Annotated in this window: 10 protein-coding genes and 1 pseudogene; 8 read left to right on the forward strand and 3 right to left on the reverse strand. The window is 61.1% G+C overall.

The window, feature by feature from the left end:
- Nucleotides 1–119 precede the first annotated feature (119 nt).
- Nucleotides 120–1167, reverse strand: a pseudogene (locus AGR13A_RS15490) (class I SAM-dependent methyltransferase).
- Between the two features lie 316 nt (nucleotides 1168–1483).
- On the opposite strand from AGR13A_RS15490, the gene AGR13A_RS15495 reads away from it, so the two are divergent.
- Nucleotides 1484–3478 (forward strand): putative bifunctional diguanylate cyclase/phosphodiesterase, encoded by a 1995-nt coding sequence (locus AGR13A_RS15495; RefSeq protein WP_080837247.1) that lies wholly within the window; start codon nucleotides 1484–1486, stop codon nucleotides 3476–3478.
- 44 nt (nucleotides 3479–3522) lie between these two features.
- On the opposite strand, the gene AGR13A_RS15500 is transcribed toward AGR13A_RS15495, so the two are convergent.
- A complete protein-coding gene (locus AGR13A_RS15500) occupies nucleotides 3523–4599 on the reverse strand; it encodes an Ldh family oxidoreductase (protein ID WP_167377559.1) in 1077 nt (358 codons plus the stop codon).
- A gap of 278 nt (nucleotides 4600–4877) precedes the next feature.
- Nucleotides 4878–7583: a DNA translocase FtsK gene (locus AGR13A_RS15505; RefSeq protein WP_080837254.1), complete on the reverse strand. Its 2706-nt coding sequence runs from the start codon at nucleotides 7581–7583 to the stop codon at nucleotides 4878–4880.
- A 375-nt stretch (nucleotides 7584–7958) separates the two neighbouring features.
- Here AGR13A_RS15505 and AGR13A_RS15510 point away from each other — a divergent pair, with 375 nt between their 5' ends.
- The 7 genes from AGR13A_RS15510 to AGR13A_RS24965 all read left to right on the forward strand — a co-directional run bounded on the left by AGR13A_RS15510 (nucleotide 7959) and on the right by AGR13A_RS24965 (nucleotide 14455).
- On the forward strand, nucleotides 7959–9569 hold the full coding sequence (locus tag AGR13A_RS15510; RefSeq protein WP_080837255.1) for an ABC transporter substrate-binding protein: 1611 nt from the start codon (nucleotides 7959–7961) through the stop codon (nucleotides 9567–9569).
- Nucleotides 9570–9578: 9 nt separating this feature from the next.
- Nucleotides 9579–10568: an ABC transporter permease gene (locus AGR13A_RS15515; RefSeq protein ID WP_080837262.1), complete on the forward strand. Its 990-nt coding sequence runs from the start codon at nucleotides 9579–9581 to the stop codon at nucleotides 10566–10568.
- The gene (locus AGR13A_RS15520; protein WP_080837270.1) at nucleotides 10565–11395 is read left to right on the forward strand and encodes an ABC transporter permease; all 831 of its coding nucleotides are present in this window, start codon (nucleotides 10565–10567) and stop codon (nucleotides 11393–11395) included. The genes AGR13A_RS15515 and AGR13A_RS15520 overlap by 4 nt, the downstream gene beginning before the upstream one ends.
- Nucleotides 11392–12195 (forward strand): ATP-binding cassette domain-containing protein, encoded by an 804-nt coding sequence (locus AGR13A_RS15525; RefSeq protein WP_080837275.1) that lies wholly within the window; start codon nucleotides 11392–11394, stop codon nucleotides 12193–12195. Before AGR13A_RS15520 ends, AGR13A_RS15525 begins: the two co-directional genes overlap by 4 nt.
- Nucleotides 12192–12977, forward strand: a complete 786-nt coding sequence (locus AGR13A_RS15530) for an ABC transporter ATP-binding protein (RefSeq protein WP_080837280.1) — start codon at nucleotides 12192–12194, stop codon at nucleotides 12975–12977. Before AGR13A_RS15525 ends, AGR13A_RS15530 begins: the two co-directional genes overlap by 4 nt.
- 6 nt (nucleotides 12978–12983) lie before the next feature.
- Nucleotides 12984–14102 (forward strand): pyridoxal-phosphate-dependent aminotransferase family protein, encoded by a 1119-nt coding sequence (locus tag AGR13A_RS15535; protein ID WP_080837283.1) that lies wholly within the window; start codon nucleotides 12984–12986, stop codon nucleotides 14100–14102.
- A gap of 164 nt (nucleotides 14103–14266) precedes the next feature.
- Nucleotides 14267–14455 carry a hypothetical protein gene (locus tag AGR13A_RS24965; RefSeq protein WP_003506556.1) on the forward strand — a complete coding sequence of 63 codons (189 nt, stop codon included), beginning with the start codon at nucleotides 14267–14269 and terminating at the stop codon, nucleotides 14453–14455.
- The last annotated feature ends 156 nt before the right edge of the window (nucleotides 14456–14611 follow it).

The raw sequence follows: 14611 nt of genomic DNA on the forward strand, positions 1-14611 counted from the left end.
CAACGTTACCGAATATCTCTACCGTTGCCCCCTCATCCCGCTGCCGTGGACTTCTCCCCCAACGGGGAGAGAAGCAGGCGGCACCCGCTCGCTCCACCTGAACAGCCAGCAGATGGGCCTCAGCCCTTCTTACGCATCGTCGCATAGACGATATTGTGGTTTTTCGCCGAAGAACACATCCGCCTCGATGCTCGAGGGATCGGCGCTGGCATTGACGATGCGCCACATATCAGCCTTCGAGCGCAGGAGCAGCGCCCAGTTCATGAAGGTTTCCATATAGCCGTCGACAACGATATCCTCGGAGAAATTGGCGAAGAGGAACATTCCGCCAGGTTTGAGCATCTCCATGCAGCGCCGGGTGAGCTTGATCGCCACCCTGTCGTTCAGATAATCATAGAGACCGGCGGCATAGACCAGATCGAACGTGCCCAGTTCCTGCGTACGCAGGACGATATCGCGCACGGAGCCGTCGATCGCCTCGATGCGGCTGCCATTGAAATCACGCGCGACGGAGCCGACGCTCAAGGGGTCCTGATCGAGCGCCACCCAGCGCTTTATCCTGCCCTCTTTCAATGCAACGGATGCATCCGCCTCGCGCAGATGTCCCGACGCAATGGTGAGGATTTCCGTTTCCTCGCCATGCCGGGCCGCAGCCTCGTCCACGAAGCGCGTCAGCAGATCCCGCCGCTCGCGCACGGCAACCGAGGAACTGGCATCCCTGGTGTAGTCATAAAGGGCAGCGCCAAGCGGCGTGGCTTTCTTCACCAGATCGGCAACGCTGTCGTGACCGTAGATGAAGTCGAGAAGCTGGGCATCACCCGAATAACCTCTCGGCTTTTCGAACGACCAGCGTGTGAAGGGATCCTCGAGAAAATAGTCCGACACCGCGTGATTCTGTACCAGCGGAATCAGTTCTGCCCACACGCTGGAGTGGAGCTTTTCGCGCAGGCCATGCAGCGCGCCGGCCGTTCGATGTATTATCTCACGTGCTGAAACACCATTGTCGAACTGCTGCTGTGCCAATTCGAGAATGAGCGCGATTTCTGCTTTCGCAACTGCGAACTGCTCATCGAAATTTTCCGTCCTGCGTGCAAAAATCTCTTTTGCGACAGTATCCGGGGTGATCAGACTTGCCCCGTCAAGATTTTTCTTCTTTACCCGCACCACTTCAGCCTCCAGTATTAACACATTGTTAACTATACGTTTCTGGGAGACGGAAGGCCACTCGCTTTCGATTTTTGAGCGGTGTAGGGATAGATTAGTAGATTAGCGTATTTTTTTGGTCACACTTAGGGTCGGAGGAGAAAGTGGATACGCAGTTTAGCGAAACTTAATGTTGCGAACGTATGATGCGTTCTTCCTTTCTATGTTTTCCGCTCGCATTGGGAGAGATCGGCAGGAACCCGCACCGGGTGCTACAGCACACGGAAAAGTGGAATAAGCAGTTACTTGATAAAGTATACGCAACACTATGGGAAAGTGCATGAAGCACACATCGGGAGAGGTGAATGGACAGCAAGACTATCGGCAGCCGGACTCCCGGTTTTCTGATGAACTTCTTGCCCTTTACCAGCAGGAAGGTGAGCGCAGCCGCCGTGGTTCGATCAGACAGGGCCTGTGGACGGCTGTTTTTATCTATCTTCTGTTTGCCGTTACCGACATCATTCTGATACCTGACGTTGCTTTTTACACCATCGCCGCACGCCTGCTCGTGGTCCTGTCCTCCCTGCTGACGCTGGAAATACAGCTGCGCATCGGCGCCAGCACCGCAGCGCTCGACCTTACCTGCGCCACCGCCCTCGTCATGGGATATATTGGCTGGCTGGTCCCCTCACTCCTGACCGACAATCTCGAAAACATGTCTTATTACATGGTTTTCGGGGCGATCTTCATGATGGGCGCCAATCTGTTTTTCACCTTCCGCTTCCATCTTTCGCTCGTGTCTTCAGGCATCATTCTCGTCACCTATTTCCTGGCCGTGACGCAGTTTCCGGAAGACATCTTCTACAAGCTCGCTTTCGGCACCTTCTACATATCCTGCTTCGTCTTCACCTCCTACGTGAACTGGAACCTGAACCGGGAACGATACCACGTGTTTCTCAACGCGCTGGAGGCCAAGGCCCAGCAGAAGGCGGCAGAAGAGCGGGGACAGGCGCTGCTGCGGCTTTCAAACACCGATTCCCTGACCGGACTGCAGAACCGCCGGGCCATCGATCATCATCTGCGCCTGTTGTGGGACAATTGGAGCAAGAAGGAGGAGGGTTTTGCCGTTCTCCTCATCGATGTCGACTTCTTCAAGAAATACAATGACCGTTATGGCCACCAGGAAGGCGACCGGTGTCTGGTGACCGTGGGCAACGCCCTGCAGGACGCCATCATCGGCCATGGCGCCTCCATCGGCCGTTATGGCGGCGAGGAGTTCATCGTGCTGGCGCCGTTCAGGTCCAAGCAGCAGGTGGGCGAGCTTGCCGAAACCATCCGCCACACCGTGGAAGACCTGTCGCTTGCGCATGACCAGCGCCGGGACGGCACCTTCATCGTCACCGTCAGCATTGGTGCGTCCTTCACCCGCCCCAATCCGGACGGCAAGCTCGAGAAGATCATCAACGAGGCAGACCGGGCGCTATATATCGCCAAGGGCAACGGCCGCAATTGCATGAAACTGTTCGACCCGGACGATCCGCAGACCAGCGACGAGACGGAGAACATCGCCGCACTGCTGAAAATCGCCGTGGCGGAAGATCTTGTTTCCCTCGTCTACCAGCCGATCCTCAATGTATCGACCAACGAAACGGTGGGAGCCGAGGCGCTGATGCGGCTGCGGTTGCTTGATGGCAGCTTTGTCTCGCCAAGCATCTTCATTCCCATTGCCGAGCGCACCGGCACGATCATGGAGCTGGGCCTCTGGACCATCAAGACCGTCTGCAAGCAGATTCTCGCCGATGACAGGGTGGCGGTGGTCAGCGTCAACGTGTCGCCGATGCAATTGAAGAACCCTGGCTTTGCCACCTCGGTCGCGGCAATCCTCGTCGAGGCGGGAATTGCCGGCAACAGGCTTGCCTTCGAAATTACCGAAGGCGTGGACATGGAAATGCATTCGGATGTGCTGCGCTGCCTCAACGACCTGAAGACGCTCGGCATCAATATATGGCTCGACGACTTCGGAACCGGTTTCGCCGGCCTTTCCTGGCTGCGCATGACGGATTTCGACACCGTCAAGATCGACCGCTCCTTCCTGCATGACAGCAAGACGCCGCGCGGCCGGGCGATGTTGCAGGACATGATCCGCCTCATCCGCAATCGCGGCCACAAGATCCTGATCGAAGGCGTGGAGACGGAAGAGCAGTTGAGACTGATACGCCAGATGGAAATCGATTATGCGCAGGGCTATTACCTCGGACGTCCTGTCGTTGCCGAAAGGTTGAGCCTGGCGACCGCCCCCTATTCACGTCCCAACATGATGCTTCGCCCCGCCTGACGGTGCGATGACGCCGGCAAGCAACCGCCCCGCGGCAGATCGCTTTAATGATAGGCGGGCGGACTGATTGAGAATTTTGCCGCAAGCTCGGAAAACGCCTGACGGGTGACGGGATCGACAGGCGCCCCTTCCCTTTCCCGCCTTGCCGCCACGGCCCATTCCCTGTCGCCCGGCGCCATGACCTTGCAATCCTCGCGAACGGGCGAGCCCCGCAGCACTTCGAGATAACGTGTCATGCCCTCATCGAACACCGCGCGTTCGAGAAAGGCTTCGGGTTTAAGCGCCAGAACGAAGGCCCCAAGCCCGCGCGGCGTGGAAAAATCAGGCCCGGGCATGGGGGCGATATCGAAGCTGAGCTTCATGCCGGTAAGAACCGCACTGAAAATCTCGACCATTCCCGCCAGTGCGGCCCCCTTGAAGCCGAACTCGCCACCGACCGGAGCAAGCATTTCAGCGGCATTGGGGTCACGCGTATCGACCCCGTCACCATCCGAGGCAACACCATCAGGCAATTGCTGTCCGAGGCTGCGATAAAGCAGGACGCGGTTATAGGGCACGGCACTTGTCGCCATGTCCAGGAGCCAGGGCATGTCATCGACAGCCGGCACGCCGACGGCAATGGGGTTGGTGCCGTGGAAACGCATCGCACCATCATGCAGGCGCACAAAACTGTCGGAATTGCAGAAGGCAAGGCCGATAAAACCGTGCCGCGCCGCCTCCAGCGCATAAGCACCGGCCGGGCCGAAATGCGACGAATTCCTAATCGCCACCGCGCCGATGCCGAATTTCTCCGCAAGCGCCATGGCGTTATCCATGGCCGCATAGGTAGCGCGGGCGCCATGGGCATGATCGGCATCGATCGTTTCCACCGCGCCGAAGCCGGACACACGGCTGATCTGCGGCCGAGGATTGAGACGCCCGCCTTCGAGCGCCGTGATGTAGTGGGCAAGCAGACGAACGCCGTGGCTGTCCACGCCAAGCCGCGTGCCGTGCATCATGGCGCGGGTCGCCGCATCGGCCGTTTCGTCATCCGTGCCGACGGCCAGGAAAACGGCGCGGCAAAAGCGCTCCAGCTCATCCAGCCTGGCCAGAACGGTGACGTTTTGATTGTCATTCGACATGCGGGGAACCCTCCCGATTCCAGAATCCATGCCGCACACGCTATTCATGGGGCACGTTTTTGCAATCGAATATCGTGCCTGAAGCGCTCATAAATCACAGGACGCGACATGTCCTCGCTTCTGTCATTCCGAGCCGGAATCCGGCGCGATCAAATTCTTGATCGGAAGAGAATCAATTCACGGCGCGGACGCGCCGTGGCTGGATGCCGGGTCAAACCCGGCATCACGAGGTGAAGGACCTGCATCGGAGGTCTTCACTGTAGAAATCCACGCGACGATCAGTCGTCCGCGCCCATGGTATCGTAGGAATCGCGCTCGCCAGCGATGATGGCGCGTTTGCCGACATGGTTGGCAGGACCGACAATGCCTTCCTGCTCCATGCGCTCCACCAGCGAGGCGGCGCGGTTATAGCCCACGGACAGGCGGCGCTGGATATAGGAGGTCGAGCACTTCTTGTCGCGCATGACGACTTTCACGGCCTTTTCGTAGAGATCGTCGCTGTCGTCGTCACCCATCGAGGTCTTGTCGAAGACCGCCGTTTCCTCTTCCGCCTCTTCGTCGGCCTCGTCTGCATCTTCCGTGACGGTGCCGAGATATTCCGGACGCCCTTGCGTTTTCAGATGCGCCACGACCTTTTCCACTTCCTCGTCCGAAACGAAGGGGCCGTGGACACGGGCAATGCGGCCGCCGCCCATCATGTGCAGCATGTCGCCCTGGCCGAGCAGGTGCTCCGCACCCTGTTCGCCGAGAATGGTGCGGCTGTCGATCTTCGACGTCACCTGGAAGGAGATGCGGGTGGGGAAATTGGCCTTGATCGTGCCGGTAATGACATCGACGGACGGACGCTGGGTCGCCATGATGAGGTGGATGCCGGCGGCGCGCGCCATCTGCGCGAGACGCTGGATCGCACCTTCGATCTCCTTGCCGGCGACCATCATCAGGTCGGCCATCTCATCGACGATGACGACGATGTAGGGCATGGCCGTAAGGTCCATTTCCTCCTGCTCATAGACCGCCTCGCCGGTGGCGCGGTCAAAACCGGTCTGCACATTGCAGAACACAGTCTCGCCCTTGGCGCGGGCGGCAGCCGCCCTTGCATTGTAACCGTCGATGTTGCGAACGCCGAGACGCGACATCTTGCGATAGCGGTCTTCCATTTCGCGCACGGCCCATTTCAGCGCCATGACCGCCTTTTTCGGATCGGTGACGACAGGCGTGAGAAGATGCGGAATACCGTCATAGACCGAAAGCTCGAGCATCTTCGGATCAACCATGATCAGGCGGCATTCCTCCGGCTTCAACCGGTAAAGCAGCGACAGGATCATGGTGTTGATGGCGACCGACTTGCCCGAGCCGGTGGTGCCGGCAACGAGCAGATGCGGCATCTTGGCGAGTTCTGCAATGACAGGCTCGCCGCCGATGGTCTTGCCGAGGCAAAGCGCGAGCTTCTGGCGGGTTTCACTATAATCCGTCGCTTCGATCAACTCGCGCAGATAGACCGTCTCGCGCACCGGGTTGGGCAGCTCGATGCCGATGACATTGCGGCCGGGCACGACGGCGACACGCGCCGAAAGCGCCGACATGGAGCGGGCGATATCGTCGGACAGGCCGATGACGCGCGAGGACTTCACACCGGGTGCGGGCTCGAATTCGTAAAGCGTCACGACGGGGCCGGGGCGGACATCGATGATCTCGCCCTTGATGCCAAAATCCTCCAGCACGCTTTCGAGAAGCCCGGCGCTCTGTTCCAGCGCTTCCGGGGTCATGGTGGTGGTCTGCTGCACGCGGGCCTGCTGCAGAAGATCGATGGAGGGATATTCATATTCGCCGTCCGCGAAGACCGGCGCTTCCCGGAACATGGGCTGCGAGGCCTGGATGGGCGCGCGGGGCGTGAAACGTGGCTCGGCCGCGATTCTCTCCACCGGCTGGGCCTGCTCCACAGCCTTTTGCGGTTCGATGACCATTATTGCCGCTTCCACAACCGGCTGCGGCTGCGGTGCGTTCTCCAGTTCGGCAATCTGAACCGGGGCCGGGACCACGGACTGACGCACGCCGATTTCGCGATAAAGCCTGATTGCCGATCCGCCCGGCACTCTGACGATGGGAGGCTCGGCCGAAAGCCGAATGGGAGCCGTTGCGGCGGTGACGACCGGTGCCGTAACCACCGGCGCTGTCAGCACGGGATTTACCCATACCTGCCCTGCAAGAACAGCGCGCGCGGATGCGGAAACATCCTCGCCGGCGTCATCAGGCAGATCGAGCGTCATGACTTCCCAGAAAAGCTCATCCGGCAGGTGGGCGGCAAAAGCGGGGATGGAAGCCTGCGGCGCAGGCGCCTGCCCGGCATCGGCAAGCGGCGCGGCGGGCAACGGCTGGGCGAGCGAAGCCATCACCGGCGCTTCAACGACCGCGACCGCGTCGGCCTGCGGCGGCATCTGGGCTGCTGCGGCGGCCTCTTCCGCCTGTTTGCGGGCAAGTTCCAGTCGCAATTTATAGGTCAGCGCCCTGGCGCCACGCGCATCGGGCGGCTGTGGCAGAAATGGCATGCGCGGCGGCGGAAGACGCCGCTCCGGCGATTTCACGACCGGCTGCGGCGCAATCTCCTGCTGCACGACGGCCTCCGGCTGCGCCGCCACCTCAGATTCGGGCAGAACGGCAGCGGACGCTTCCTCTTCCGGAATATTCGGCGTCTCGACCGGCATGCGCCGGCTAAAGGCGCTCTCCGGCGTGCGGGTAAAACGGACATTCGGGCCGAGCACGAAAGCATTCTGCCAGCCCGGCATCTCAGCGCGGCCCTCGATGGCGTCGGCAGCACTGACATCAGCATTCGGACGCGGCGCAACGCCCGCCTTCATCGCCGCCGCCTGCTGACCGACAGCCTGGCCACCGGCATGACGAGCCTTGTCGCTCCCCTCCCCTACGCTATTGGACGAATTCTGGAATCTGGATCGGGAGAAACTCATGGCAGCGTGCACACTCATCATAAACGTACATATTTCGGTCTCCCTGAAATAGAAAATAAAGGTTAATTACCCCTTTCCAAACGGGGTCACCGAGGCAGATTTTCACCTCCACCGCAGACGCAACACGGCGCGGAACACTCGGCAGGCCGCATCCCAAACCCATAATTTTATTGCGTTAAATCAAGTTTTGAGGCGTGTCGGCTTCACGCCTCCACTGAGGGAGAAAAGCGGATCGCCCCTCTGAGGCATATTGTTTCCGCAAACGCTCACGCAACGTAAAATCATTGCTGTAAAGCCCACGAATTAACGTGGACACTGCCGAGGTTGCAGTCTTAAGATCGGGCAGGCCGCGGCCCCGCGGAAAGGCCCGCCCCGCCCTCATTCCGGAGTGAATTCATGTCGCCTGTCCATTTGTCCCGTCGTTCGCTTCTCAAGTCGTCGCTTCTTCTAGCCGCAACCACGGGACTTGCCGGCATTGCCGCAGCACAGCAGGCGGCACCGGCCGGGCGGCTGATCGTCGCGGCCGATTCCGAGCCTAAGAACCTCAACCCGGCCATCGTCGCTTCCAACGGCGTTTTTTATATTGCCAGCAAGATCGTCGAGCCGCTGGCGGAAGCCTCCTTCACCGGCAAGGACGGGCTGGAGCCGCGGCTTGCGACGGAATGGCAGGGGTCGGATGACGGTCTCAGCGCCACTTTCAAGCTGCGCGAAGGCGTGACCTGGCATGATGGCAAACCCTTCACCTCGGCGGATGTGGCCTTTTCGGCGCTCTCCGTCTGGAAACCGCTGCAAAACCTCGGCCGGCTGGTCTTTGCCAATCTGGAAAAGGTGGAAACGCCTGATGACCACACGGCCATCTTCCGTTTCTCCAAGCCCACCCCCTTCCAGCTCATCCGCAATGCGCTGCCGGTTGTCACCAGCGTTGTCCCGAAACATCTTTATGAAGGCACCGATATCGCCACCAACCCTGCCAATACCAAACCCGTCGGCACCGGGCCCTTCATTTTCACGGAATATAAGCCCGGCGAATATTACCGCCTGACCCGCAACCCGAATTATTGGGGCAAGGCTGCGCCGCAGCTCGACGAAATCATCTATCGCGTTCTGCCCGACCGCGCGGGTGCCGCCTCCGCACTTGAGGCGGAAGAAATCCAGCTCGCCGCCTTTTCCGCCGTGCCGCTTGCCGACCTTGCCCGCATCGCCAAGGTACCGGGCATCAAGGTGATCGCCGATGGTTACGAAGCGCTGACCTATCAGCTCGTTGTCGAAATCAACCATCGTCGCAAGGAGCTGGCCGATCTCAAGGTGAGAAAGGCCATCGCCCATGCCATCGACCGGAAATTCGTCATCGACAAGGTCTTCCTCGGTTACGCCACGGCGTCCACCGGCCCGGTGCCGAAGAACGCGCCGGAATTTTATACCGACGATGTCGAGACCTATGATTTCGACACCGCCAAGGCAAACGCCCTGCTGGACGAGGCGGGTTATGCACGCGGACCGGACGGAAAGCGTTTTTCGCTGAAGCTTTTGCCCGCACCCTACTTCAATGAGACCAAGCAGTTCGGTTCCTACCTTCGTCAGGCGCTTCAGGAAATCGGCATCGATGCCGAGCTGGTCAACAATGATTCTGCCGCACACCAGAAAGCCGTCTACACCGACCACGCCTTCGATCTTGCCGTCGCGCCGCCGGTCTTCCGTGGCGATCCTGCAATCTCGACCACCATTCTGGTGCGCTCCGGCATTCCCGCCGGCGTCGGCTTCTCCAATCAGGGCGGTTACGAGAATAAGGAACTGGACGCGCTGATCGACAAGGCGGCGGTGACCGTGGACACCGCGGCCCGCACGGCGCTCTACAAGGATTTCCAGAAACAGGTCGTCGCCGACCTGCCGCTGATCAACGTCGCGGAATGGGGTTTCATCACGGTGGCGCGCGATACGGTCAAGAATGTCGCCAGCAATCCCCGCTGGGCCGTTTCCAACTGGGCCGATACCGCGGTCGATGCCTGAGGAAGCGACGTGAGACGCGCGGCAACATTGCTGCGGCGAAGGGCGGTCAGCGCCATTCCGGTGCTGCTGATCGTTCTCATCTTCACCTTCGTCCTGCTTGAAAACGCATCCGGCGACGCGGTCGACGCCTATCTCGTCTCCATCGGCGGCGGCGATGCCGGGCTGCGGGATGCGCTGCGCGAACAATATGGGCTGAATGGTTCGGTGCTGGCCCGTTTCTGGCTCTATGCCAGTTCGGTGCTGCGGCTGGATCTCGGCTGGTCGCTCGCCTTCGACCGGCCGGTGCTGGGGCTGATCCTCGAGCGCCTGCCGAACACGCTGCTGCTGATGGGCAGCGCCACCGCGCTCGCTTTCATCACCGGCACAGCGCTCGGCATCGTGGCGGGCGCGCGTCCGGGCGGGTTGACCGACCGTGTGCTTTCCGCGCTGTCACTGGCGCTTTATGCCACGCCGGGCTTCTGGCTCGGCCTCGTGCTCGCCATCGTCTTTGCCGTGCAACTGAGATGGCTACCGACGTCAGGCATCGAAACCATCGCGTCCGGAAAACAGGGCATGGCAAGGGCGCTCGATATTGCGCGCCATCTCGTCCTGCCGGTCGCCAGTCTCGGGCTGATCTATCTGGCGCTTTTCCTGCGTGTCATGCGCACGGCCATGGCGGCGGTCTGGCCACTGGATTTCGTGCTGTTCGCCAGAGCCAAGGGGCTTTCGAGACGCCGGATCGTGCTGCGCCATGTCGCCCGCAACGCCGCCCTTCCGCTCATCACCGTGCTCGGCCTGCAAGCCGCCACCATGCTGGGCGGCAGTGTGGTGATCGAGAGCGTGTTTGCCATTCCCGGTTTCGGCCGCCTTGCACAGGAAGCCGTCAGCGGCCGCGACACGCCGCTGTTGATGGGCATCATTCTGACGAGCGCCGTCTTCGTCATCCTCATCAATCTCGCCGTCGATATTCTTTATGCCGTTCTCGATCCGCGCATCGGCAGCGGGGAGCAACAGGCATGAGTTTCGCTCTCCGGCTCCTGCGCAGTTTCGAGGGTTTGGCGGGCGTCATCATTCTGGCGCTGCTTGCGGTGACAGCGCTTGCCGCTCCCCTCCTGTTTCCCGGCGACCCGCTGTCGATCGTCGGCGAGCCGCTCGTTGCGCCCTTCACGGACGCTGCCCTGCCGCTCGGCACCGACCGGCTGGGCCGCAATGTGCTAGCCGGGCTTGCCCACGGCGCACAGGCTTCCCTGCTCGTTGGCATCGGCGCTGCAGCCGCCGCCCTCCTGATTGGCACTGTCATCGGTACCATCGCGGGATTTGCGGGCGGGCTTGTCGATGAAGCCCTGATGCGCCTTACCGACGCCTTCCAGATCGTGCCGAATTTCCTCCTCGCGCTCGCCTTTGTGAGCACCATCGGCCCTTCCATGCCCATCGTCATCCTTGCGATTGCGCTTGGCGCCTGGGCGGATCCGGCACGGCTGATGCGGGCGCAGGTTCTTAGCATCCGCGAGCGCGATTATGTGCAGTCCGCCCGCGCCATCGGCATGCATCCGCTGGAGATCGCCTTTCGGCAAATCCTGCCCAATGCCCTCCCGCCGGTTCTGGCGCTCGCCGCCATCATCGTCGCCGCCGCCATCCTCACGGAGGCGGCGCTGTCCTTCCTCGGTCTCGGCGATCCGAATATCGTCACCTGGGGTTCGATGATCGCCGAAGGACGCAACGTCCTGCGCTCGGCGGCGTTTCTCTCCATCATCCCCGGCATCGGCCTTCTGGTTACCGTCATCGGCGTTTATCTTCTCGCAGAAGGCATCAACAGGGCGATGGCGACAAGGAAAGAAACGCCATGAGCGGCAATGCACTCTGCCGGATCGACGATCTCAACGTCCGTTATACGACGGTCGATACACCGGCGCTGCAGGATGTTTCGCTGACGATCCGGCAGGGACAGAGGCTGGCGATCATCGGCGAAAGCGGTTCGGGAAAATCGACACTCGCCAGGGCCATTGCCGGGCTTCTGCCTGTGAACGCACGGGTTTCCGGCGATATTTCCTGGGGCCGCGAAAGCGGTATTTTCACCGACAGGCCCCTGCCGGGACGCGATATCGGCACTATTTTTCAGGATACCGGCGCAACGCTGAACCCGGTTCTCACCATCGGCGAACAGGTGGCCGAAGGGGCCGTGCGGCATCTCGGCCTTTCATGGCGCCAGGCACGGGATCTTGCCCGCGACCTTCTGGAACGGGTGCGACTGCCGCATCCCTCCCATCTTCTGACCGCCTATCCGCATCAGCTTTCCGGCGGGCAGAGACAGCGCGTGGCAATTGCCGCCGCCATTGCCGCGCATCCCGCAATCCTGATCGCCGACGAGGCGACGAGCGCGCTCGACACGGTAAGCCAGGCGGCCATTACCGCGCTGCTGGACGGTCTGGTCAGCGAGGAAGAAAGAACGCTCGTCTTCATCACCCATGATATCGGCCTCGCCTCCAGCCTTGCCGACGAGATCGCGGTTCTGCGCGCGGGACGGCTGGTGGAACATGGCACGACCCGGCGCGTGCTGTCTTCGCCTGCGCATGACTATACGCGCGCATTGCTTTCGGATTATCTCGATCTCTCCACACCGCCTCTCATCAATGAGGCCGCATCATGAATGAGGCCCTGCTCAGCGTCGAAGACCTCTCGAAAACCTACCGGACCGGCGGACGCACAGTTGCGGCGCTCTCCGACATCTCCTTTTCGCTTCAGCCCGGTGAAACGCTGGGGCTTGCCGGCCCCTCCGGCTGCGGAAAATCGACGCTGGCGCGCATCCTGATGCGGTTGATCCCCGCCGACGAAGGCACCGTCAGCTTTGAAAACCGTGACTGGCTGACGCTCGATGGCGCCGAATTGCGTGCCGCTCGGCGACAGATGCAGATGGTGTTTCAGGATACGCATGGCGCGTTCAATCCGCGCGCCAGCGTCGAGGACGCCATAGGCGAGCCGCTGCGTATCCACCGCATCGTCGACAGATGGGAGCGGACGGCGGAAATCCGCCGCCTTCTTGACCGTGTCGGCCTGCCCGCTAGCCATGCCGACCGCTCCGTCTTCGAGCTTTCCGGCGGCCAGAGGCAGCGCGTGGCAATTGCGCGGGCGATTGCGCTCAAGCCATCGCTTCTCATTCTGGACGAAGCGGTTTCGGCACTGGATGTTTCCGTCCGTCGGCAAATCCTTGAGCTGCTGGTCGAAATACAGCGCGAGACGGCCGTTGCCTGCATCTTCGTTTCACACGATCTTTCGGTCATCCGCGCCGTCTGCCATCGCGTCGCCATCATGGAGGCAGGAAGGATCGTTGAGATAGGCAGGACCGCAAACATCGTTTCCGCACCGCAATCCTCGACTGCCCGAACCCTGATCGAGGCTGCGCCGCGGCTCACCATCACCACCCAAGGATAAGACGATATGCCCGCCCCGGATTACGCATTGCTTCTCGACCCTCCCGCCTTTCCCGCAGACCGTTACGCCGTCCTTGCCGACCGGCTGGCAGCCCTGATGGGCACGCGGAACGATGTGCTTCTGATACAGGCGGAAGCGGTGCTGGCACTCGAGGCCACCGCCGCCAGCCTCGCGCGGCCGGGTCTGAGGGCGCTCAATATCGTCACCAGCCCCTATGGCGCATGGTTCGGCGGCTGGCTGGAACGAGGCGGAGCGACGGTCCGCAACCTCATCGCCAGCCCCGCCAAACCGATCTCTCTTCAGGAGGTTGAGCGGGCGCTGGACGATGGAACCGGCTTTAATCTTCTCGCCATCGTCCATGCGGAATCGGCGAGCGGCATTCTCAATCCCCTGCCCGCCATTGCTGCACTCGCTAAAGACAGGGGCATCGTCACCGTGGTCGATGCCGTCGCTTCCATCGGCGGCCATGCCTTCGAGGCGGACCGGCTAGGCATTGATATCGCAGTCATCGGCCCGCAAAAGGCGCTGTCGGGTCCAGCCGGGGTCTCAGCCATCTCGGTCAGCCCAAAGGCGTGGGAGCTTCTGTCCCATGGCGCAGCGCCGGAAAACTCCATGCTCTCGCTTCTCGACCAGAAGAAACTCTGGCTCGATACCGGCCGCGGCGCACTTCCCGGAACGCCGGCCCCACTGGAATTCTTCGCCCTTGAGGCGGCACTGGACCGGATCGAGGCGGAAGGTCTGGCATCCGCCAATCAACGACATAAGCGGGCGGCAGCCGCCGCGCGCGCCGGCATCAAGGCGCTTGGCATAACGACATGGGTGGAAGAGACACATGCTTCCGCACTGGTTTCCACGGCAATATTGCCGGATACCGTCGAGGCCGCGGCGTTTCTCTCGGCCGCCTCCAGACAACAGGGCGCCGATATTTCAGGCGGTGTCGGCCCCGGGGCGGAAAGGCTGATAAGGCTCAACCATACCGGCAGGCGCGCCAATCCGGATGCGGTGAAAGCCAATATCGCCGCCGTTTCCAGCGCGCTGAAAAGCCTCGGCCATGCAACAGACACCGATTCCGCACTGGAAGCGGCCGAAAAAAGCTATTCTGAAGCCTCCAAGGGTGCTCTGTAATCGCTCCGATAAACGATCATTGCGCGAAATCCGGCACCGGCGGAACGCCGATCACGTCATTGTTGTTAAAAATGGTAGACAAATTCCCCGGCCAATCTTGACGAAATCGTGGCAACGCGCGAAACTTAACGCTACGTTAACTCGCGTGAAGAAGGGAAACGGCCATGGTAGCAGGGTTCAACATGCTCTCCTTTGACCTCTTTGGCATCGGCCGAAGGATGCCCGTCGTCAATGAGCGGGTGGAGACCGAGTTTCAGGACAAAACACCGCGCAGACCAGACGACGAGTCACATGACGACGATCGCGATCAGGAATATGAACTGTTCTTCTGGTCGCTTTACCCGGTGATCTGAATTTCTGAAAGCATGCCCCCCCGCGCCTTGTCCGCTCTTGTGCAGCTTGACAGCAAGCTCTGGAGCGAAAGGTGGCTGCTTGTTTCTTCTCCCCGCCGGGGAGAAGGTCGCGGCAGCGGGATGAGGGGGCAAGCCCTGCGATATGCGGTGAGGGTT

This window comes from Agrobacterium genomosp. 13 str. CFBP 6927 (assembly GCA_900012615.1).
GTDB lineage: Bacteria > Pseudomonadota > Alphaproteobacteria > Rhizobiales > Rhizobiaceae > Agrobacterium.

Coding starts and splice junctions, on each gene's coding strand:
- AGR13A_RS15495 (WP_080837247.1), top strand. CDS start 1,484: ATGAAGCACACATCGGGAGAGGTGAATGGACAGCAAGACTATCGGCAG.
- AGR13A_RS15535 (WP_080837283.1), top strand. CDS start 12,984: ATGCCCGCCCCGGATTACGCATTGCTTCTCGACCCTCCCGCCTTTCCC.
- AGR13A_RS15520 (WP_080837270.1), top strand. CDS start 10,565: ATGAGTTTCGCTCTCCGGCTCCTGCGCAGTTTCGAGGGTTTGGCGGGC.
- AGR13A_RS15530 (WP_080837280.1), top strand. CDS start 12,192: ATGAATGAGGCCCTGCTCAGCGTCGAAGACCTCTCGAAAACCTACCGG.
- AGR13A_RS15525 (WP_080837275.1), top strand. CDS start 11,392: ATGAGCGGCAATGCACTCTGCCGGATCGACGATCTCAACGTCCGTTAT.
- AGR13A_RS24965 (WP_003506556.1), top strand. CDS start 14,267: ATGGTAGCAGGGTTCAACATGCTCTCCTTTGACCTCTTTGGCATCGGC.
- AGR13A_RS15505 (WP_080837254.1), bottom strand. CDS start 7,583: ATGATGAGTGTGCACGCTGCCATGAGTTTCTCCCGATCCAGATTCCAG.
- AGR13A_RS15510 (WP_080837255.1), top strand. CDS start 7,959: ATGTCGCCTGTCCATTTGTCCCGTCGTTCGCTTCTCAAGTCGTCGCTT.
- AGR13A_RS15500 (WP_167377559.1), bottom strand. CDS start 4,599: ATGTCGAATGACAATCAAAACGTCACCGTTCTGGCCAGGCTGGATGAG.